The following is a 21064-nucleotide window of genomic DNA, read 5'->3' on the forward strand; positions in this document are numbered from 1 at the left end:
AAAAAGCAAATGGAAAGATTAACTATAAGCTACTTACTATACAGCAGATGGCTTCTTTAACCGATAGCCCATACCACGAATAGTCTCAATAACATCAACACCGAGCTTTTTACGCAAACGCCCAACAAAAACCTCAATAGTATTGGAATCGCGATCAAAATCTTGATCATATAAATGCTCAACCAATTCAGTACGCGAGATCACCTCACCTTCATGATGCATAAGATAAGCAAGCAAGCGATATTCATGTGAGGTAAGTTTTATAATTTGGTTGTCAACTGTCACTTTGGAAGTCTTAGTATCCAATAAAACTGGACCACAATGAAACTCGCTCGATGCGTGACCGCTAGAGCGCCTGATTAAAGCGCGCAACCTAGCTAAAACCTCTTCCATATGAAATGGCTTGGCAACGTAATCATCAGCGCCAGCATCAATACCAGCAACTTTATCAGACCATCTATCACGGGCCGTCAATAATAAAACCGGCATGCGATGCCCGTCTTTTCGCCACTCTTCCAAAACCTTGATGCCGTCCTTGATTGGTAAGCCAATATCAAGAATAACGGCATCATAGGGCTCTGTATCACCAAGGAAGTGCCCTTCCTCACCGTCGAAAGCACAATCAGCAACATAGCCAGCTTCAGTCACTGCCTCCACAAGCTGGCGGTTCAATTCCCGATCATCTTCAACAATTAAAATACGCATTAAAAAATCCGATTTCAGAGAAAATAGCAACCAAACTAAAATTCAAATGGCTTAATAAATAAATTTTAATTAGCTGGTACTGCAACTTCTACACGGCGTGGCTGCTCTCCATCCTTACCTCGAATGATAACCACCACGACGCAAACATCTTTACCATTTTGAACGGTTGGTGTCGCCTTAGAAAGCTGACCACCTTGTTCATCGGCAATTTTTTGACCCACTGCATTACAATCTGCTGCCAAAGCAGGAGAAATGCCAATGCTAGTTAAACCAAGTGCGATAATTGAATATGTAAGTTTTTTCATCATGACCCTCTTTTAATATAGTTTACCTGAATATTGCATGAACAACGACCAACTGCCCTTTGTAAATATTCAGCATAGAAAAACGCTTAGCCTTCAGACATTGAAACTACTAATAATATTTTCGCAAGTAGAATCACTTTTTTGAAAATGACATTAATCAATTGATTTAACCATTTACACTTTTTGTGCAAGACCTGACTGGCTAAAGCTTAAAATCCATTTATTTTGATTGCTCCGTCTTGGTTAAGCAACGCCAACCACAAAAAAACATTATAAAATTGCACGAATTATATTAGCTTCTCCTATAATTAGCATTAACCAAATTGCGATTTTTTTAAGTCTCAATCAGCAATTTTTAACGATAATGATTGTAATGGACACGGTGAAAGGTTACAAACTTTTACAGAAAGTTTAGTTAAAGAATATAAGAATATAGCGGATTTTAATCAATATAATTACTCTATCTAACCCATGGGCAGGCACAGCATAATGTTCGGTCGGAAAGAAAAGTCGAAGGGTACAAAAACCGGTAAAGGCTTTCGCAGTCCTTTATTCATCGGTTTAGACGCTTGGGTTGATAATGCATTATATAAATTTGCTTATTCTTTCGGTCGAATTTGGGATCGACTTTCAATATTTTCAAATAAATTCAGAGTTCGTGGTACAAAACGGTTTTTCGTTGAACTTGCTGACGAAGCAATGACACTTGGTCTCATTGGTTTGACATTATTTGTTGTTTTAGGGCTTTCAGTCTATAAAGCCACCGATGGCGACTGGCGCGCACCAGATGAATTTGCCATGACAATGCTTGATCGCCATAATAATATAATTGGGCAACGTGGCGCAATGCATGCAGAAAATGTTGCGATTGGTGACATGCCAGATTTCGTTATAAAGGCAGTTCTCGCCACAGAAGATCGCCGTTTTTTCGAGCATTGGGGCATAGATTTTTATGGGCTTTCGCGTGCACTTAGCCAAAATATGCGAGCAAATGGTGTAGTTCAGGGCGGCTCCACCCTCACCCAACAATTGGCCAAAAATGTATTTCTATCCAATGAGCGGACCTTCAAACGCAAGGTTAAAGAAGCATATTTAGCACTTTGGCTAGAAGCTAATTTGAGCAAGAACGAAATATTACAGCTTTATCTTGATCGCGCCTATATGGGCGGTGGCAATTTTGGTATTGCATCAGCAGCAAAATATTATTTTGGTAAAGATATAAGAGATGTAACCCTTTCAGAAGCTGCAATGCTTGCTGGGCTTTTCAAGGCGCCAGGAAAATACGCCCCGCATATTAATTTGCCAGCCGCCCGTGCCCGTGCCAATGTCGTTTTATCCAATTTAGTAGATGCTGGCTTTATGGGTGATGGTGAGGTAGCAGCGGCGCGTCTTCACCCTGCAACAGTAGTTGCTAGCCTTAACAATGATTCACCGGACTATTTCCTTGATTGGATCTATGACGAAGTGCAAAAAATAGGTGATAAATTATCAAGCCGTATGCTTGTTGTGCGCACGACCCTTGATCTTGGTTTACAAAAAGCTGCAGAAGAATCAGTTGAATATCACATTGCTCAATATGGTAAACAGTATCGCGCGACACAAGCATCAACCGTGATTATTGAAAATGATGGCTCTGTGCGAGCAATGGTTGGCGGCATTGACTATGCCAAAAGCCAGTTTAACCGTGCTGCCCATGCGCAGCGCCAAGCTGGTTCATCCTTCAAGCCTTATGTTTATGCAATAGCTATGGAGCATGGTCTTACGCCACAAACAGTTATTTCAGACGCGCCAATAAATTGGGCAGGATGGCAGCCACGCAATTATGGCCGCGGTTATGCTGGGCGCGTAGATCTTGCAACAGCGCTAGTCAAGTCTTTAAACACTGTACCGGTGCGCATTACCTATCAATACCTTAATCGTTCCACTAAGGAAATTGTTGATCTTGTTGAAGCGATGGGAATTGAATCCCCCATTAGCTCGCATAAAACTATGGTTCTTGGCACTTCTGGCATGACACCGCTTGATCAAGCCACTGGCTTTAATGTTTTTGCCAATGGCGGCATGGCAGGCAACCGTCATGGCTTTACCCAAATCATGACTGAAGACGGCCGCATTTTATGGGATTGGCAACGCGATGGCGAAAAACCTCACCGCGTTATGAGTGAAAAAGCCACCCAAGCAATAAATTCGATGCTCGTACAAGTACCAGAACGGGGAACCGGTCGCCGTGCCGCCCTACCGATGACGCGGGTTGCGGGCAAAACCGGTACATCACAAAATTATCGCGATGCATGGTTTGTCGGCTATACGGGAAATTATTCGGCTGCGGTATGGGTGGGGAATGATAATTTTACTCCGATGAGCAGATTAACTGGCGGCGTGGTACCGGCTATGATTTGGCAGCGCATGATGTTATATGCCCATCACAATATTGAATTAAAGCCTCTTTATGGTGTTGAAACCAATATTTCGTCCAATCAAAATATCGCGACGAATATTGAACAACCATCGCCATCAGCTAACCTACCACAGGTTTTGGCGCCTGCTTCTATTGCAGTATTAAAAGAAATTAATGGCCTTTTATCATCGCCTCCATCGTTTAATAGTATTGACCGTACGCGTCTTGTTTCATCAGACATCAAGCAAATACGATAAAATACTTTATAAAATAATTTTATTTTTGATAGTTAATCTTAAATTATGGTATTTGCGTTTTTTATGATGCAAGGAATTATAGTATGATCTGTTAAACTTATTAAAAACTTATAGCAGTATTTTTTTAATTTCGACTATTTTGCAAGCCTTTTATTCAAACCATTGGTATTCATGTTACGCTATATTATTTCGGTTTTCATTGCCCTTATAATCGCCATTCCAAGCGGCTTTTATGGCAGCGAATATATATTCAAAAACTTTGGTGGATTTTCACAATTTTCAATTGGTAGCTGGCATGCGGCACCACTTGCAGGAACCATTGAAGCGGACGCTTATGCCAAAGCACATCGCTTAGCGCTAAACAACCTTACACTTGGAAGAGCTGAAGGGTTGACCTTTCATGCTTGGCGCGACGAAAATGACCAACCACTTAATTCTAATTGTCATTATAGGATTATTGGTCAATTGCCTTCCTTGCGGTTCTTTACCCTTTATGCGATTGATGAAAATGCACAGCCACTCAATGCGTCACCGCCTTATTTGGCCGAATTAAATTCCGATGCGCTTATTTTTGAAAGTAATGGCGATATAGATATTGCAATCTCGTCAACGGCAAAGGCCGGTAATTGGCTATATGTGGCACGAAATAAGCGCTATGGCCTTGTGATGACACTTTACGATACTCCGGTGGCTTCCGAAACAGGGTTAGTCAATCCAATATTGCCAAAAATTGAACGCATACAGGACGGGCGCTGTGGTTAGAGTTTTTTATATTGCGCTTATGGCAATATTGGGTACAATTATTGTCCATATTACTCTTTTATTTTTATATCCGGCATTGGAGCAGGATGCTTTTTGGAATGAAATAAAACAATTGGCACCAGCCAACCAGTTTATTGCATTATCTAACCAAAACTCTATCGTACAAGGTGCAGATCCAATTGCAAAGCTACGCCTATGTCATTTTGATTTAACGAATAATCCCGTTCACTTTCAAGCAAAAGGTGTTGTGGCCTTTTGGTCACTTTCTATCTATAATGACAAAGGTGATAATCTTTACAGCATCAATGATCGGACCTCTCCCGACCAAATATTGGATCTTGTTCTTGGTGATCCAATTCAAATTATGGACTATAGGCAAACAATAGCTGACAAGCCAAAAAAGCCAGTCCTTACTCAACAAAATTTAGATCATGGATTTGCAATTCTGCGTGTTTTACAGCCAAGTGAAGATTGGCAAAAAAATATCGACATATTTTTAGGCTCGTCTAGCTGTAATGAAATAATAAATTAGCCGTCACTCTAACTGCTTTGGGCTACACGTAGAGATGTAAAAAACGCCATTATATTTTGACTATGTGTTCCTTATTGATAAGCAATGATGTTGAACAAAAGTGCGATGCGCTCTATATAGCAATATTAGTATTGAAAATAATTGGAGCCATGGCCAGAACCAATTTATCGATGGTCAATTAGCTGTTTTATGATGTTATCACGCTATATTGGAGATTTTTTATTTTCATAAAAAACAATGAAAACATATGATTAAAAAATATTTATAAACTTATAAGTGAAAGAGATTGACACTTGATGAATAATAGCCAACCCGTGGCACTCATTACCGGTGGCGCTAAACGCCTTGGGGCTGCAATAGCAGAAGATCTTGCGCGTCATGGTTTTCAAGTTGCAATACACTGCAATGGATCTCAAGAACAAGCTGCAAGTTTCGTCAACAAGTTACGTCATGAAGGGTTTCAAGCCAAATCATTTCAGTGCGATCTTTTAACCGCCAATTTAGATATATTCATGCAGGCAATTAATGATCAAATGGGGCCTGTCACCTTATTGGTTAATAACTCTTCAATTTTTTTAGAAGACGGTATTGGTAATTTTAACGAAAAAATCTGGAACGATCATTTTAATCTACATGTCAAGGTGCCTGTTATGCTAGCCAATGCAATGCATAATTTGCTCGCGGATGAGCAAAAGGGACTAATTATCAACATGATCGATCAAAGGGTATTAAAACTCAACCCCAATTTTATTTCCTATACCCTATCTAAAGCAGCATTATGGACGGCAACCCAAACCCTAGCGCAAGCACTTGCACCGCGTATTAGAGTCAATGCCATTGGCCCTGGACCCAGCCTCAAAAGTCCACGTCAAAGCGAAGAAGACTTTGACAAGCAATGCCATTCCCTTTTGTTAGAGCATGGACCGAAAATATCTGAATTTGGTGCAACCATACGTTATTTGTGGCAAAATCATTCGATTACAGGGCAAATGATTGCTCTTGACGGCGGCCAGCATCTTGCTTGGCAAACTCCTGATATAATTGGCCAAATTGAATGAACGAGCTAAAAAAGCAACCTCATGGCGATATAGAGTCGTTAAGACTTCAGGACCCTGCTGATAATGATCTTGCAGGGCAAGATTATGCACAAGTTAACAACAATGATGCAAACACAACCGATATGCAATTGCTTGAAGAACAAGACGGATCAATCCAAGCTATAGAATGGGAAAATTCTGGCGAGGAACGCGATAGCGATGGTCTAACAGGCGCGGAGCTTATTGCTGCTTTCGTTAAACGCTTACCCAACAAGGCAGGTGTTTATCGTATGTTTGATAAAAATGATGAGGTACTTTACGTTGGTAAAGCCCGCAATTTAAAAAAACGCGTCTCCAATTATACACGCCCGACAGGTCATTCTAATCGTATTAGCCGCATGATCCGCGCGACCTGCAATATGGAATTCGTGGTCACGAATACAGAGACGGAGGCACTTTTATTAGAAGCTAACCTTATCAAAAGGTTACGTCCAAGATATAATGTTTTACTTCGAGATGATAAGTCCTTTCCTTATATTGTTCTCACTAAAAATCATCGAGCCCCTGGCTTATTTAAGCATCGTGGTGCACGCAGCCAAAAGGGCGATTATTTTGGACCTTTTGCCTCAGCAGGGGCGGTAAACCATACGATAAACAGTTTACAGCGAGCTTTTTTACTGCGCACTTGCACTGATTCAGTATTAGAGACGCGCACCCGCCCTTGTCTGTTATATCAAATCAAACGCTGTTCAGGCCCATGTACCCATGAAATATCTGAAAGTGATTATGCGCTTTTAGTCAAAGAGGCTAAGGATTTTCTCTCAGGTAAAAGCCATGCCGTCAAAGAAGATATGCTGAAATCCATGCAGCAAGCCTCACAAATGTTGGATTTTGAGCATGCTGCTGTTTATCGCGACCGCCTTGCTGCCCTTGCCCATATTCAAGGCCATCAAGGTATTAATCCGCAAGGGGTTGATGAAGCTGATGTATTTGCCTTACACTTTGAAGGTGGGCAAAGCTGTATTCAAGTATTTTTCTTCCGAACCGGCCAAAATTGGGGTAACCGCGCCTATTTTCCAAAAGCCGATCCATCCATTTCTACAAGTGAAATATTATCAGCTTTTATCGCACAATTTTATGACGACAAGCCTATTCCATCCCTTATTTTAACCAGTGAAGTGATTGAAGAGGAAGATCTTCTCTCCCAAGCCCTAAGCCTTAAAGCAAATCGAAAAATCACGATAGCCCAACCACAGCGCGGCGAAAAAAAAGATCTGGTAGATCATGCGTTAACCAATGCCCGTGAAGCACTAGGGCGGCGATTAGCAGAAACATCAACGCAAGCGCGATTGTTACAAGGATTTGCTGAGACATTTAAACTAGACCATGTGCCAAAACGCATCGAGGTATATGATAATTCACATATTATGGGCACCAACGCCGTTGGCGGCATGATTGTTGCCGGCCCTGAAGGTTTCGTTAAAAATCAATATCGTAAATTCAATATCAAATCGCAAGACATCACGCCAGGCGATGATTACGGAATGATGCGTGAAGTGATGGAACGCCGGTTTTCTCGACTATTGAAGGAAAAGGGACTACCCATCGAGAATACCACACAGGATGATGATAGTTTTCCGCCATGGCCAGATGTTATTTTGATTGATGGTGGACAAGGTCAAATGAAAGTTGTGCATGAAGTATTGCGCGAACTAGAAATAAATGACGTGGTGATTGCTATCGGCGTTGCTAAAGGTATGGATCGAGAAGCTGGCCGTGAACGTTTTTTTGTGGAAGGCAAGCCATCATTTACACTACCACCGCGTGATCCGGTTTTATATTTTGTACAAAGACTACGAGACGAAGCCCACCGTTTTGCTATTGGTAGCCATCGCGCCAAACGTAAAAAGGAAATGATTAAAAATCCTCTTGATGAGATTGAAGGTATTGGGCCTGCCCGCAAACGCGCACTACTCAGCCATTTTGGCACCGCAAAAGCAGTATCACGTGCCGCGATTGAAGATCTTATGCGGGTTGAAGGAATATCTCAATCTATGGCAAAACTGATCAATGATCATTTTAATGAAAAATAATATTTATTGTTTTGTAAAAATTTTTTCTATCACCTACAGGCTATCTCACTCTTAATAAAATACTTATGTTTTTAAAGTGAAGTACTTATTCTTAAAGGTAATATTAATCATGGAAATGCAGATACAGATTATTATTGGCAGTGTGAGAAAAGGGCGTATCGGCCCCCAAATTGCAAGCTGGGTAAAAGATGAAATAAGTGCCAATTTTTCAGCTGAGGTTATTGATTTGAAAGATTGGAATTTGCCAATGGATGACGAACCTAATTTGCCCGCTGAGGGCATATATCTCAATTGCCACACACGTTTATGGAGTGAAAAAATATCAAGTGGTGATGCTTATATATTTGTATTTCCGCAATATAATTGGGGCTATCCAGCAGCATTGAAAAATGCGATAGACCACCTTTACCATGAATGGGGTAATAAGCCTGCGCTTATAATTAGTTATGCCAATAAAGGCGGCGGCAAGGCAGCAAACCAATTAAGACAAGTATTGCAAGGCGTGCATATGCACGTTGCAATGGATAATATTGAAATTAAATTATCAGAAATTGACTTTAGCAAAGAACTTGGCAACAATGCTTACCCGCAAGATCTAGCTAATTATAGAGAAAAACTTGCAGCAGCAATGAACGAAATAAACAAAATCTATAGCAAAGCATAGCTCTAGCCATTTATTTCTATATAGATCTATTAAATTAGGTTTCAGTCGTGGCGTTAGGTAATTATTAATAAAGCACTTACTTTAGTCCTAATCTGAACCATTTGGAATTAACTTCTTTTCTAATCGTTTAACATAGAAAGAAACGCCGTTCTCACTCTCTATCTTTTTATGCACGTTATTAATAAGGACAAATAGATGATGGCGATCCTTAGCAGATATTTGCTTATTAACTAGCATTGACACTTCATCAATGACAAATAAGCGGTCATTAAGTTTAAGATAGATATTTTCGGCTACAACCAAGGAAGAACGGGCGTTTACTTTATCGGTTAACTGCAATAATATATCGCTTTCAATCATATTACCCAATTCATTATCGCCACCTTTATAAGACAAGCTTGCTAAACATAGCAGTGCAGCTAAAACAGTAGGTTCATCTTGGACCGATAAAAGCGAAGATAGCTTATCTTCAATTGGTTGGCGAGGAAGAGAAGGCTTATTTTTATTTTTGTTATAATGATAAGCACCGAACAAAATTCCTAATAAAAGAACAAATAATAATAACGGCATAACACCCCTATACGCTAAAACGCTTTACACATATTATATTTTTTCAATATATATATTATTATTTCACAACTTAATAAATGTTATATTCAATTTCAAGCCTTTTTATTACTGAATATAAAATATAGATTATAATCATACTCAATATTTAAAGGTGTACCAATATTTTAGCCAATATCGGCAAGGTGAGTAGCTCACCAAATTACATGATCATAATATATCTCAGCAACAAATTTTGGGCAGTCACTTATAAAAGACTATATATTTTGAACCTTTAAATGCAGTTACACAATCTCAGTCAGCAGTGTTTCAAAGGTGTAATATTTTCTAAAAAACGTAGCATAGCAGGACTTTGATAACGAGCCTTATTGCACAAAATTGAAAAAGGTCGCTTCTGCAATTTAAACGGAAGAACTTCCAAACTATTAGTTTTAATATAATGTTGAACTACCAATTGTGATAAAGGGGCTGCATAATTACCCGACAAGACAGCACTAAGCACCGCCTCATTTGATGGCAAGGTGAATTTCACCCTAATTCTACTAGCATCTAAGCCGGCCGCCTCAATAGCTTGATAAAAACTACTTCTTGTACCAGAGCCCTCCTCGCGCATAATCCAGTTTAACTCATAAAGTTTATAGTTGATATCCTTACTTCTATTATCAAATTTAAAATTAAATACACTGGCAAGGCGCGGAGATGTTACAACTAATAATTGATCATCCATGATCTGTTTACGTTGTAGGCCACTAAATTGTAGATCGGTTTCAATAAACCCAATATCACAAATGCCTTCTTGCACAGCACGAGCAACCTTATCGCTATTAACAATAGTAAGATCAATCGTAACAGCAGGATATTCATCATTGAAAGAAGATAATATTGATGGCAACCAATAATTAGCAATTGTATGACTGGCATAAAGCGTCAAACTACCACGGCTCAAACCAGATAGCTCTTCTAATATTCGTTCAGTCATAGCGGCACGCTGCAAAGTTGCGCGCGCCTCCTCCAGAAAAACCTTACCAGCTTCAGATAGTTTAATTTGCCTACCTACACGATAAAACAACGCCAAATTAAAATTGTCTTCCAAATTGTGGATAGAGGTTGATAAGGCCGACGGCGTTAACCGCAATGAAGTTGCAGCTTGGGTTAAATGCTCTCGTTCGGCAACAGCTACAAAAATGCGTAATTGCTCTAATGTTATCATGACAACCGTTCAATTAAATTTAACAATCTATACTATATTTTAAAATGGACGAAATGATTATTTTCTATATTGATAGGGATAAATAAAAAATTTTTAAAAGCAGTATCTATCATGAAAAATTCACCTACAGACTTATTATTCCGTTTTTTCCCCGGCATTGCATTATGCGGCGTTATTTCTGCTGCAAGCTTTGGCCTTCAAGCTGTTGGACAATTATTTTTTGGCCATTACTTTCCAGAAGCACTGGTATTGGCAATTATTTTAGGCGTTATTTGCCGTAGCATATTTGGTTCGGTGCAGTTTCCTGCCTTTAGGCGCTTTGATGAAGGCATCGGTTTTTCGGCTCATTTTTTGCTTGAACTTGCGGTGATGCTATTAGGGGCTTCTATTTCGACCACCATTATCATGCAAAGCGGATTACCGGTTCTTGCTAGCGTTGCCATTATTGTTTTCTTGTCCATTTGTATTTCATATTGTATTGCCCGTGCACTAAAACTGTCATCAACCATATCACTTCTACTCGCTTGCGGTAACTCCATCTGCGGTAATTCTGCAATTGCGGCTGTTGCACCAGTAATTGGGGCCAAAAGTGATGATGTTGCCCCTTCTATTGCATTTACCGCAGTGCTTGGTGTTATAGCTGTCTTATGCCTACCTTTACTCGTACCAATTTTTGGCTTTAATAACTATCAATATGGTATTTTTGCTGGCATGACTGTTTATGCTGTACCACAGGTCCTCGCAGCAACAGCACCGATTTCTGCTGTTTCCGTACAAACCGGTACTATTGTAAAGCTTATTCGTGTGCTTATGCTTGGACCTGTTATTTTTATAATCAGCCTTATTAAGGGCAGCAGCCAAGCTGAGAAAACTCCCTTATCCCGCATGGTGCCGTGGTTCATTATTGGCTTTGTAGCGCTCGCCATTTTTCGCTCATTAGGATTCATACCAAATGCTGCCCTTACACCTATCAATATGACAACCGTCATCTTGACTAATATTTCAATGGCAGCCTTGGGCCTTGGTGTGGATATTCGTGCCCTCGCCCGTTCTGGTGCGCGTGTTATTTTAGCAGCATTTTTATCGCTTATCGCTCTTTGCACCTTGGCAATGATCTTTATATTTTATGTTTTATGAAACGCACTTTATAATTAAGTTAGAGCTTTTCTAGCAAAGGTTAGATCAACCATTTCATCTGGACAATGCAAAAAATAAAAAATTTAGAGTACGTCACGGCTTTAACATTCAGAATACGCGCTTTAGCGCTCTTTTAGCAAAAATTACATTACCTTTATTCAAAATAAATCCGCGAATAAAATCTATAAATCATGAATATAAAAATGAAGACTAAAACAGTAAAATGATAAATTTTAATTTTTTTCCTAAAAATTACTATTAACAGCAAAAACAACGGGCAGAAAAGGATCATCATTTCTTTAGAAATATTATCAGTTAAAGGTAAACCTCGAAACGATTCAATGTCCCCTTGGGCTAACATCCACTCATAATCATGAACGGATGAAAAATAAACGAATAAAAAAACAACGATAGATAATAAATAATAAATAATATAAACAGGGCTAAATATATTACGCAACAAAACCTCCGCAATACAATTTATTTTTAAAATATAAAATTACTACCGGTCTCATTTCTAAGGCTCCAATGAAAATCTCATCATTAAATTTTTTTCTTTAATCATCAATTAAAGCTAAAAATATTAAAATAGCAGCGGCAGGCAAATCATCCCCTCGTCAACAAAGTTTAGTTATGTAACACCACAGATAAAAAGATATGCAGAGATTGCAAATGCTGCATTGACAGCCGCGATTACTGTTTCCCCGCAAAGAACGTTCACAAGAAATTTCCGAAATAGGGTAATTTTTTATGTGACGCTCTTTCAAACATATCACTAATCCCGCAAGGCTTATAAGGCTCATATCTATACCAACTATATGTTGGAGCAATATATTGCCCAAAGACTACCTTAAACCAAATTTTGCTCATTACGAACATTGACGATAACGATAATTCTTATGCAAAAATCTTTCGAACAATGAGCTAATTCGCTAAAACGAACTTTTATAATGAATTTTGCAACGTGAAACTTATGTTAGGATAAAAGCATTGTAACATAAGGTAATCAGACTGGCTTGTGATATCTAGCCTAACAGACTTGCGAAAACTCACAATTAATCAATTATTTGTACCCTAAACTTCAGATAGACCAATCGGCAACTTATTGCTTAGTAAATCCCGTTGACCAAAGTATTTCAAAGCTTTCGGGGGGTAGGTAATCTGTTTTTAGCATTTCAAATTTTGTAGGCGAAATCTTTTTTACATTTTCACCACAAAAACTAATCAAAGAGTTTGCATCTCCCTTATCTACAACCAAGCGAAAATTTTTCACTTTACCTAAATTGTTTGCAGGTGAAAAAGTTAAAAAATGATCCATCCAAAACGTAAACCCATTTTGATGTCTCTTTTTAATTGCCGGTAGATAATCGTCTTTTACGCAATACTCATTTTCAGTATCATTAAATCCGCCGAAATCGCCTGCAACTGCAGGTTCATATTGTAAAGTGATTTTCACCTCTTTACCTGGTCTAAAACGATGAGACCAAAAATAGGTGGTCTGCTCTAAGCAATCATCATTGCCATCCACACAAGCCCCTTCAGCCTCATCAACGTTGATAGTTGTAAAAGACGGAAAAATTTCAGTATTATTATGAAAAAAACGAAAATTACCGGGGTGACTTTCATCAAGATCAGGATATTGATCTACAGATGGTAAGATAAATTTAACATCAGTCAAAATATCATTATTTCCCGTGTTCTTAAATATATAGTCGCTCTTTACCAATCCTAAAGACAAATAAAGATCTTGCGATACAACCTCTATATTTTTTTTGTCGGTTATTGTTAAGCCTCCGACAGCATAACCACCCCACGCCAAAACAATAGAAGGCTGAATTAAAAGCAATAAAATGCCAAAAATTAACGACTTCAAATCCCCCACTCCAATTTTACTTAATAATTAAAATTAAAATACGTATCTAATCATAAAAAAAACAATTCGCCGCTAATTGCTAAAAAAGCCAACATAGATCATTTTTAAACAGTAGCAAACCAATTGCCAACAGCAAAACTAATCGTTCAAAAAGTATAAGCCTTTTTCACATAGTTAAAAAGCAAAAAATCTTGTAAGTTTGATCAAACTGCGATGATACCTTTTTGTTGCAAATCCACCAAAGTAAAATTCTACACCCCTAATTTCATTTAAGTGAATTTATAATATTTTCGGCGAAGATAGATCAACAATCTTATACGTTAGATAAAATCAATGACAATGGGTTTTACTGAAAAACAAAGTAAAAATTATTTTCCAAGCACCCACCAGATATACGGCAGAAAAGTTTCAGAGACCGAGTTTAAATAATTTAGGTTGTGTAAAATTTCTTTGATTTAAAATATTATCTATTATTACCGGCGGTAAACCGCTCAGCAACAACATAAATAAAAGAACACGCCTATCCAAACTAGAAAAAGTACGGATTTAATGACTATAAATAGTTTAAGCGTTATTCTAATAAATTCTATTAATCACCGCCTAAACTTAGTAATCCAAAAGAACGACATTATAGCGCTAACGATAACGAAAAAAGCCGGGTGAAAAACACCCGGCTTTCAAAAATTACATTTATAAAGTTTACTCAGCAACTGCTGATAATAGCTTAACGGAGCCGCCAGCCTTTTCAACTTTTTCAATAGCGGATTTAGAAGCGCCAGCAATTTCAAAAGCAACTTTGCCAGTCAATTCACCATCAGCAACAAGACGAACACCGTCTTTAACGCGGCGAAGAACACCGGCAGCTTTTAAAGCTTCTACAGTTACAGCTTGCTTGCCATCAAGTTTGCCTGCATCAATCGCAGTTTGAACGCGACCAAGTGAAACAACATTGAAGTCTTTAGCAAAAATATTATTAAAACCGCGCTTTGGTAAACGACGGTAAATAGGCATCTGACCGCCTTCAAAACCATTGATCGCTACACCTGAGCGCGACTTTTGACCTTTAACACCGCGTCCAGCTGTTTTACCAGAACCAGAACCGATACCACGGCCAAGGCGCTTACGGGCTTTAGTCGCGCCATCTACGTCGCGTAATTCATTAAGTTTCATAACTATCTCCTGCCCTTGTTATCAAGCCTCATCCACTACGCGGACGAGATGTTGAACCTTGGCAATCATACCACGTACTGCAGGGGTATCCTGCAATGTACGACGACGGTGCATTTTATTAAGACCAAGACCAATCAACGTTGCACGTTGTTCAGCCGGACGGCGGATTGGGCTACCAGTTTGTTCAACCGTTACCGTCTTGCCGTTCTGAGATTTTTTCTCAGCCATTGTACTATTCCTTTTTATCAAGCCGTAAGGCTATTATTCTTCTGTACCAACAAGACTTTGGCGACGTGCTTGCAAAGTCGAATACTTAACGCCGCGCTGCGCAGCTACATCCTTAGGATGCATCTGGCGCTTCAAAGCATCAAATGTCGCACGAACCATGTTGTATGGATTTGAAGAACCAAGCGACTTAGCAACAACGTCTTGCATGCCAAGTGTTTCAAACACTGCACGCATTGGACCACCTGCAATGATACCAGTACCAGCTGATGCACTGCGCAACAATACTTTACCTGCGCCATGACGACCTTCAACATCGTGATGAAGGGTACGACCTGAGCGAAGTGGAACAAAAATCATTTCACGCTTTGCAGCTTCTGTTGCTTTGCGAATTGCTTCAGGTACTTCGCGAGCTTTACCATGGCCAAAGCCTACGCGGCCCTTTTGATCGCCAACAACAACAAGCGCGGCAAAACCAAAACGACGACCACCTTTAACAACTTTAGCAACACGATTAATGTGAACGAGCTTATCAACAAACTCGCTATCACGTTCTTCGCGATTACGTTCTTTCTGTGCCATTCCTAATTCCTTTTTCTTTTCCGGAAGCACTATACAAACCTTGTAATTTAACAAGGAACTAAAATCACACTGTAAGCTTTATAAGTGGGAAATCCCAATAAGCTAACAATATGAACAAATCTAAGGCGCCCAGCAAAAAGCAAGGCGCCTCGAATTATTAGAAGCTTAAACCGCCTTCACGGGCAGCTTCAGCAAGAGCCTTAATACGACCATGATAAATATAAGCACCACGATCAAAGACAACTTCCTTAACACCAGCTTTTGCAGCACGTTCAGCAATCAATTTGCCTACTGCACTCGCTGCGCTGCAATCTGCACCACCTTTGATAGTGCCTTTTAAATCACCATCAAGTGTAGATGCCGCAGCAACTGTATGTCCGCGCACATCATCAATGATCTGCGCATAAATATTCTGATTCGAGCGATGCACACTCAACCGTAAGCGGCCATTAGCGACCAATTTAATCTGACGGCGAATGCGATAAGCACGACGCTGTAGAACTTCTTTACGCGAAGCCATAACGCAGATTCCTTATTTCTTCTTGCCTTCTTTACGGACGATACGCTCACCAGCATATTTGATGCCTTTACCTTTATAAGGTTCTGGACCGCGATATTCACGGATCTCAGCAGCAACTTGTCCAACCTTTTGTTTATCTATACCAACAACAACAATTTCCGTTGGCTTAGGAACGCTCACCGTAATATCGGCGGGCACTTCATAAACAACTTCATGGCTGAAGCCGAGAGAAAGCTGAAGGTTTTTGCCCTGCATAGCAGCACGATAACCAACACCATTTATTTCTAGCTTCTTTTCGAAGCCGTCCTTAACACCCTGCAAGATATTTACAAGCATTGTGCGGGACATACCCCATTTTGATCGGGCATCCTTGGACGCATCACGCGGTGTTACAGTTAAAGCATTATCTTCAAGCTTAACTAGAACTTCGTCGTTAACAACAAATGATAATTCGCCTTTAGCGCCTTTTGCCTTAACAACTTGTCCATCGACCGTCGCGGTTACACCAGCAGGAACCTGAACGGGTTTTTTTCCAATACGAGACATTGTTCAACCTGTCTTTCCTGGGTTAAAGCTAATACCACATCAGAAGATGCGGCAAAGAAGCTCTCCACCTACATTCTGTTCACGGGCTTCATGATCGGCCATCACACCTTTTGGCGTTGAAAGGATATTAATACCCAATCCATTAGCCACATGAGGAATAGACTTAACCGAAACATAAACGCGGCGACCTGGTCTTGATACGCGTGAAATCTCACGAATCACAGGCATACCTTCGTAATACTTCAATTCGATTTCGATTTCAGATTTACCGTTATCAAAATCGCTTTGGGTATAACCACGAATGTAACCTTCTGACTGAAGAACATCAAGAACGCGAGCGCGAAGCCTTGAAGCAGGAGTTACAACTTTCGTTTTACGGCGGCCGATCGCATTGCGAATGCGTGTCAACATATCACCGAGAGGATCTGATACAGACATATCTTATCTCCTTCTTACCAGCTAGACTTGACAATACCTGGCACTAAACCAAGTGAGCCAAGTTCACGCAATGCGATACGTGACATTTGCAATTTACGATAATAAGCGCGTGGACGACCTGTCACTTCACAACGATTGCGAACACGAACTTTCGCTGAATTGCGTGGAAGCTCTGCAAGCTGAATAGTCGCTTTAAAACGCTCATCAAGCGAAACAGACTGATCCATAACAACAGCTTTAAGCTTTGCACGACGATCAGCATATTGCTTAGCCATCTTCTGACGACGCTTATTTTTCTCTACGGCACTAACTTTGGCCATTTCTATACCTCGCTACGCTTGCCGTTACGACCGGAACGGGAAGTTGAATGCGCGTAACAACTCACGTGCTTCATCATCCGTATTAGCCGTCGTACAAACGATAATATCCATGCCCCAAATTTGATCTACTTTATCGTAGTTGATCTCTGGGAACACAATGTGCTCCTTGATACCCATAGCGAAGTTGCCACGACCATCAAAGCTTTTCGGATTGAGACCACGAAAGTCGCGAACACGCGGCAATGCAATAGTCACAAGACGATCTAGGAATTCAAACATGCGATCTTTACGCAAAGTAACCTTTGTACCTAAAGGCATATCTTCACGAACCTTAAAGGTCGCAATAGAATTGCGAGCACGTGTAACAACAGCGCGCTGACCAGCAATGAGAGTTAGATCTTCAGCAGCAATACCAGGCTTTTTAGAATCGCCAGTCGCCTCACCGACACCCATATTCAAGACAACCTTGTCTATGCGTGGAATCTGCATTTCATTTGCATATTTGAATTTTTCGAGAAGCTCCTTACGGATCTCTTCACGATATTGCTTTTTCAAGCGCGGTTCAATTTTAGTATCAGCCATCGATCAGATCTCCAGAACGCTTAGCAACACGGACTTTACGACCATCAGCTTCCACACGGAAACCAACACGAGTAGGCTTACCGTCACTTGGATCAGCAATAGCGATATTCGACAAATTAATCGGCGCTTCCTTAGAAACAATACCGGCTTCCTGAGTCTGCGTCTGACGCTGATGACGCTTCACCATATTAATACCGCGAACAAGCGCCGTATTTTCCTTAGGGCTTACTTTGATAACTTCGCCACTTTGACCTTTATCTTTTCCGGTCAAAACTACGACTTTATCCCCTTTACGAATTTTCTGCATTTGTACCGCTCCTTAAAGCACTTCGGGAGCAAGCGAAATGATTTTCATATGGTTCTTCGCGCGAAGTTCGCGTGGAACCGGTCCGAAAATACGCGTACCGATTGGCTCTTTTTTGTTATCAATGATAACAGCAGCATTTTTATCAAAACGAATAACGCTGCCATCGGCGCGACGAATATCCTTAGCGGTACGAACCACTACTGCCTTCATCACGTCACCTTTTTTAACGCGGCCGCGCGGAATAGCTTCCTTAATAGAAACGACAATAATGTCGCCCACAGAAGCATATCTCCGCTTCGAACCGCCCAGCACCTTGATGCACATGACACGACGGGCACCGGAATTGTCCGCAACGTCGAGGTTTGTTTGCATCTGAATCATGACTGGCCGCCTTCTTTTATGTTGTAGTCCCGGACGCCATACAGCATCCTGACTAGCCTGTCAAACCACGATTTAAACATTTTCATGAATAAGCGAAAAAAGGTTGCGTATAACGCACCCTTTTTACACTTCTCACAATAAATGCGCTAATTATTTTGTTGCGCTGTTGTTAACAACGACCCAACATTTATCTTTTGAAATTGGCGCTGATTCTTGAATTGAAACAAAATCACCAATTTTGTACTGATTGTTTTCATCATGCGCTTTATACTTCTTAGACTGACGAATAGTCTTTTGAAGAAGCGGATGAGAATAACGGCGTTCGACCTTGACTACAATAGTCTTGTCGCTCTTGTCGCTAACGACAACGCCCTGCAGAATGCGTTTCGGCATGATCTATTCCTTATGCCTTGCTATCGGCCGCCTTCTGGCGGGCAATTGTTTTAATACGCGCGATGTCACGGCGAACCTCTTTCACGCGCGCGGTCTTTTCTAACTGGCCTACTGCTTTTTGAAAGCGCAGGTTAAACTGCTCTTTCTTAAGCGAAGCCAATTCTTGATTAAGCTGGTCGAGCGTCTTGGCCCGAAAATCAGCGGCTGTCATCGCAAAACCCTTTACTCAGCAATACGCTGGATGAAACGTGTCTTAATTGGAAGCTTTGCAGCTCCCAAACGAAGAGCTTCACGTGCGATTTCTTCAGATACGCCATCAAGCTCAAACATGATACGACCAGGGGCAACGCGAGCTGCCCAATAGTCTACACTACCTTTACCTTTACCCATACGAACTTCGGTTGGCTTAGAAGTAACCGGAAGATCTGGGAAAATACGGATCCATACGCGACCAGCACGCTTCATATGACGCGTGATGGCACGACGGGCGGCTTCAATCTGACGCGCAGTTACGCGCTCAGGCTCAACTGCCTTCAGACCGAAAGCACCAAAATTCAATTCCGTTCCGCCTTTTGAATTGCCGTGAATACGACCTTTAAACTGCTTACGGAACTTTGTGCGCTTGGGCTGCAACATTGTTCTTTACTCCAAAAATCTCTGTTTTACCGTCAATCAAGCGTTGTCGCGACGACGGTTCGACGGAGCACCTTGACTATCGCTTTCAAGAGCGCGGCGTTCAGAAGCCATTGGGTCATGTTCAAGAATTTCGCCCTTGAATACCCAAACTTTAACACCACAAATACCATAAGCGGTTTCGGCTTCAGCTGTACCATAATCGATATCTGCACGCAATGTATGCAAAGGCACACGACCTTCACGATACCATTCCATACGAGCGATTTCAGCACCACCTAAACGACCGGAACAGTTGATACGAATACCTTCTGCACCCAAACGCATAGCTGACTGAACAGCACGTTTCATAGCACGACGAAATGCAACGCGGCGTTCTAACTGCTGAGCAATTGATTGAGCGATCAAAGTCGCATCAACTTCTGGCTTACGAACTTCAACGATATTCAATGACGCATCAGCGTTAGTCATATCGCTTAACTTGCGGCGAAAACGCTCAATATCTGCGCCTTTTTTACCGATAATTAAACCAGGACGTGCAGCATGAATGGTTACGCGGCATTTTTTATGAGGACGTTCAATAACAATCTTGGCAATACCAGCTGTTTTGAGCTCATTCATCAAATACTTACGGATGGCTAGATCTTCATGCAATAGTTTACCATACTCACCAGTATTTGCAAACCAACGTGAATTCCATGTGCGATTGATACCGAGACGAAGCCCGATGGGGTTAATCTTCTGACCCATTATGCGGCCTCCCCTGTTGCAGCGACTTCACGCACCACAATGGTAAGATGCGAGTATGGCTTTTCTACACGGCTTGCACGACCGCGACCGCGAACGTGAAAGCGCTTCATTACGATTGACTTACCCACATGTGCTTCAGCGACAATCAACGAATCTACATCAAGATCATGATTGTTTTCTGCATTTGCAATAGCAGACTCAAGAGTCTTTTTTACAGTTGCAGCGATACGCTTACGCGAGAAGGTCAAATCCGCCAGTGCCGTATTGACGTTTTTTCCGCGGATCATGGCAGCAACCAAATTTAACTTTTGGGGACTGACACGGATTGTACGAGTAACTGCTTTAGCCTCGTTATCTTTGAGCTGGCGCGGAGCCTTGGCTTTGCCCATTCTTATTTCCTCTTCGCTTTTTTGTCCGCACCATGACCATAATAGGTCCGGGTCGGAGCGAATTCGCCGAATTTTTGTCCGACCATTTCCTCGGATACGGAAACAGGAACGTGCTTGTTACCGTTATATACACCAAAGGTCAAGCCCACAAATTGCGGCAAAATAGTGGAGCGACGGCTCCACATTTTGATAACTTCATTACGACCACTCGCGCGTACCTTCTCAGCTTTCTTGAGAAGATAGCCATCGACAAACGGTCCTTTCCAAACTGAACGAGCCACTTTAGAC

29 protein-coding genes are annotated in these 21064 nt (G+C 40.9%); 7 read left to right on the forward strand and 22 right to left on the reverse strand.

Annotation, left to right across the window (positions count from 1 at the left end; translation table 11 throughout):
• Window positions 1-36: 36 nt before the first annotated feature.
• On the reverse strand, window positions 37-705 hold the full coding sequence (locus N6A79_RS07145; RefSeq protein WP_182419502.1) for a response regulator transcription factor: 669 nt from the start codon (window positions 703-705) through the stop codon (window positions 37-39).
• 65 nt (window positions 706-770) lie between these two features.
• Window positions 771-1010 carry a hypothetical protein gene (locus N6A79_RS07150; protein ID WP_326848771.1) on the reverse strand — a complete coding sequence of 80 codons (240 nt, stop codon included), beginning with the start codon at window positions 1008-1010 and terminating at the stop codon, window positions 771-773.
• A 471-nt stretch (window positions 1011-1481) separates the two neighbouring features.
• On the opposite strand from N6A79_RS07150, the gene N6A79_RS07155 reads away from it, so the two are divergent.
• From N6A79_RS07155 to N6A79_RS07180, 6 genes are all read left to right on the forward strand, one after another.
• Window positions 1482-3665 carry a transglycosylase domain-containing protein gene (locus tag N6A79_RS07155; RefSeq protein WP_442784261.1) on the forward strand — a complete coding sequence of 728 codons (2184 nt, stop codon included), beginning with the start codon at window positions 1482-1484 and terminating at the stop codon, window positions 3663-3665.
• Between the two features lie 171 nt (window positions 3666-3836).
• Window positions 3837-4427 carry a DUF1214 domain-containing protein gene (locus N6A79_RS07160; protein WP_268547513.1) on the forward strand — a complete coding sequence of 197 codons (591 nt, stop codon included), beginning with the start codon at window positions 3837-3839 and terminating at the stop codon, window positions 4425-4427.
• Window positions 4420-4959, forward strand: a complete 540-nt coding sequence (locus N6A79_RS07165; RefSeq protein ID WP_268547514.1) for a DUF1254 domain-containing protein — start codon at window positions 4420-4422, stop codon at window positions 4957-4959. The genes N6A79_RS07160 and N6A79_RS07165 overlap by 8 nt, the downstream gene beginning before the upstream one ends.
• A gap of 296 nt (window positions 4960-5255) precedes the next feature.
• Window positions 5256-6017, forward strand: a complete 762-nt coding sequence (locus tag N6A79_RS07170; protein ID WP_268547515.1) for an SDR family oxidoreductase — start codon at window positions 5256-5258, stop codon at window positions 6015-6017.
• A gap of 122 nt (window positions 6018-6139) precedes the next feature.
• Window positions 6140-8089 (forward strand): excinuclease ABC subunit UvrC, encoded by a 1950-nt coding sequence (uvrC, locus tag N6A79_RS07175; protein WP_268547563.1) that lies wholly within the window; start codon window positions 6140-6142, stop codon window positions 8087-8089.
• A 109-nt stretch (window positions 8090-8198) separates the two neighbouring features.
• Window positions 8199-8753 carry an NADPH-dependent FMN reductase gene (locus N6A79_RS07180; protein WP_268547516.1) on the forward strand — a complete coding sequence of 185 codons (555 nt, stop codon included), beginning with the start codon at window positions 8199-8201 and terminating at the stop codon, window positions 8751-8753.
• A gap of 87 nt (window positions 8754-8840) precedes the next feature.
• Here N6A79_RS07180 and N6A79_RS07185 read toward each other — a convergent pair whose 3' ends face one another.
• Both N6A79_RS07185 and N6A79_RS07190 read right to left on the reverse strand, forming a co-directional pair.
• Window positions 8841-9323, reverse strand: a complete 483-nt coding sequence (locus tag N6A79_RS07185) for a hypothetical protein (RefSeq protein WP_268547517.1) — start codon at window positions 9321-9323, stop codon at window positions 8841-8843.
• A 295-nt stretch (window positions 9324-9618) separates the two neighbouring features.
• Entirely contained in the window at window positions 9619-10530 is a 912-nt protein-coding gene (locus tag N6A79_RS07190) for a LysR substrate-binding domain-containing protein (RefSeq protein WP_268547518.1), read from the reverse strand.
• A 111-nt stretch (window positions 10531-10641) separates the two neighbouring features.
• Here N6A79_RS07190 and N6A79_RS07195 point away from each other — a divergent pair, with 111 nt between their 5' ends.
• Window positions 10642-11667 (forward strand): YeiH family protein, encoded by a 1026-nt coding sequence (locus N6A79_RS07195; protein WP_268547519.1) that lies wholly within the window; start codon window positions 10642-10644, stop codon window positions 11665-11667.
• A gap of 154 nt (window positions 11668-11821) precedes the next feature.
• Here the strand turns inward: N6A79_RS07195 and N6A79_RS15895 are convergent, their stop codons facing one another.
• From N6A79_RS15895 to rpsS, 18 genes are all read right to left on the reverse strand, one after another.
• Complete coding sequence (locus N6A79_RS15895) at window positions 11822-12130, reverse strand: DUF2645 family protein (protein ID WP_442784262.1); 309 nt, start codon at window positions 12128-12130, stop codon at window positions 11822-11824.
• Between the two features lie 639 nt (window positions 12131-12769).
• A complete protein-coding gene (locus N6A79_RS07200; protein ID WP_268547520.1) occupies window positions 12770-13540 on the reverse strand; it encodes a DUF4424 family protein in 771 nt (256 codons plus the stop codon).
• A gap of 699 nt (window positions 13541-14239) precedes the next feature.
• Complete coding sequence (gene rplO, locus N6A79_RS07205; RefSeq protein ID WP_182419513.1) at window positions 14240-14710, reverse strand: 50S ribosomal protein L15; 471 nt, start codon at window positions 14708-14710, stop codon at window positions 14240-14242.
• A gap of 21 nt (window positions 14711-14731) precedes the next feature.
• On the reverse strand, window positions 14732-14938 hold the full coding sequence (rpmD, locus tag N6A79_RS07210) for a 50S ribosomal protein L30 (protein ID WP_182419514.1): 207 nt from the start codon (window positions 14936-14938) through the stop codon (window positions 14732-14734).
• A gap of 33 nt (window positions 14939-14971) precedes the next feature.
• The gene (gene rpsE, locus N6A79_RS07215; protein WP_182419515.1) at window positions 14972-15517 is read right to left on the reverse strand and encodes a 30S ribosomal protein S5; all 546 of its coding nucleotides are present in this window, start codon (window positions 15515-15517) and stop codon (window positions 14972-14974) included.
• Between the two features lie 157 nt (window positions 15518-15674).
• Window positions 15675-16037: a 50S ribosomal protein L18 gene (gene rplR / locus N6A79_RS07220; protein WP_182419516.1), complete on the reverse strand. Its 363-nt coding sequence runs from the start codon at window positions 16035-16037 to the stop codon at window positions 15675-15677.
• A gap of 12 nt (window positions 16038-16049) precedes the next feature.
• Complete coding sequence (gene rplF / locus N6A79_RS07225; protein WP_182419517.1) at window positions 16050-16583, reverse strand: 50S ribosomal protein L6; 534 nt, start codon at window positions 16581-16583, stop codon at window positions 16050-16052.
• A gap of 39 nt (window positions 16584-16622) precedes the next feature.
• Window positions 16623-17021, reverse strand: a complete 399-nt coding sequence (gene rpsH / locus N6A79_RS07230; RefSeq protein WP_182419518.1) for a 30S ribosomal protein S8 — start codon at window positions 17019-17021, stop codon at window positions 16623-16625.
• Window positions 17022-17035: 14 nt separating this feature from the next.
• Entirely contained in the window at window positions 17036-17341 is a 306-nt protein-coding gene (gene rpsN / locus N6A79_RS07235; RefSeq protein ID WP_182419519.1) for a 30S ribosomal protein S14, read from the reverse strand.
• 24 nt (window positions 17342-17365) lie between these two features.
• Window positions 17366-17923, reverse strand: coding sequence for a 50S ribosomal protein L5 (gene rplE, locus N6A79_RS07240; protein ID WP_262078059.1), 558 nt, complete (start codon window positions 17921-17923; stop codon window positions 17366-17368).
• Window positions 17916-18230, reverse strand: coding sequence for a 50S ribosomal protein L24 (rplX, locus tag N6A79_RS07245; RefSeq protein WP_182419521.1), 315 nt, complete (start codon window positions 18228-18230; stop codon window positions 17916-17918). Before rplX ends, rplE begins: the two co-directional genes overlap by 8 nt.
• Before the next feature lie 12 nt (window positions 18231-18242).
• A complete protein-coding gene (gene rplN / locus N6A79_RS07250) occupies window positions 18243-18611 on the reverse strand; it encodes a 50S ribosomal protein L14 (protein ID WP_182419522.1) in 369 nt (122 codons plus the stop codon).
• A 150-nt stretch (window positions 18612-18761) separates the two neighbouring features.
• A complete protein-coding gene (gene rpsQ / locus N6A79_RS07255; RefSeq protein WP_262097374.1) occupies window positions 18762-19004 on the reverse strand; it encodes a 30S ribosomal protein S17 in 243 nt (80 codons plus the stop codon).
• 10 nt (window positions 19005-19014) lie between these two features.
• Window positions 19015-19215, reverse strand: coding sequence for a 50S ribosomal protein L29 (gene rpmC / locus N6A79_RS07260; RefSeq protein WP_182419524.1), 201 nt, complete (start codon window positions 19213-19215; stop codon window positions 19015-19017).
• Window positions 19216-19226: 11 nt separating this feature from the next.
• A complete protein-coding gene (gene rplP, locus N6A79_RS07265) occupies window positions 19227-19640 on the reverse strand; it encodes a 50S ribosomal protein L16 (RefSeq protein WP_182419525.1) in 414 nt (137 codons plus the stop codon).
• 36 nt (window positions 19641-19676) lie between these two features.
• Window positions 19677-20387, reverse strand: a complete 711-nt coding sequence (rpsC, locus tag N6A79_RS07270; RefSeq protein ID WP_182419526.1) for a 30S ribosomal protein S3 — start codon at window positions 20385-20387, stop codon at window positions 19677-19679.
• Window positions 20387-20776, reverse strand: coding sequence for a 50S ribosomal protein L22 (gene rplV, locus N6A79_RS07275; RefSeq protein ID WP_182419527.1), 390 nt, complete (start codon window positions 20774-20776; stop codon window positions 20387-20389). The genes rpsC and rplV overlap by 1 nt, the downstream gene beginning before the upstream one ends.
• A gap of 2 nt (window positions 20777-20778) precedes the next feature.
• On the reverse strand, window positions 20779-21057 hold the full coding sequence (rpsS, locus tag N6A79_RS07280; RefSeq protein ID WP_182419528.1) for a 30S ribosomal protein S19: 279 nt from the start codon (window positions 21055-21057) through the stop codon (window positions 20779-20781).
• Between the last annotated feature and the right edge of the window lie 7 nt (window positions 21058-21064).

Source organism: Bartonella sp. HY761, assembly GCF_026743145.1.
Classification (GTDB): domain Bacteria; phylum Pseudomonadota; class Alphaproteobacteria; order Rhizobiales; family Rhizobiaceae; genus HY038.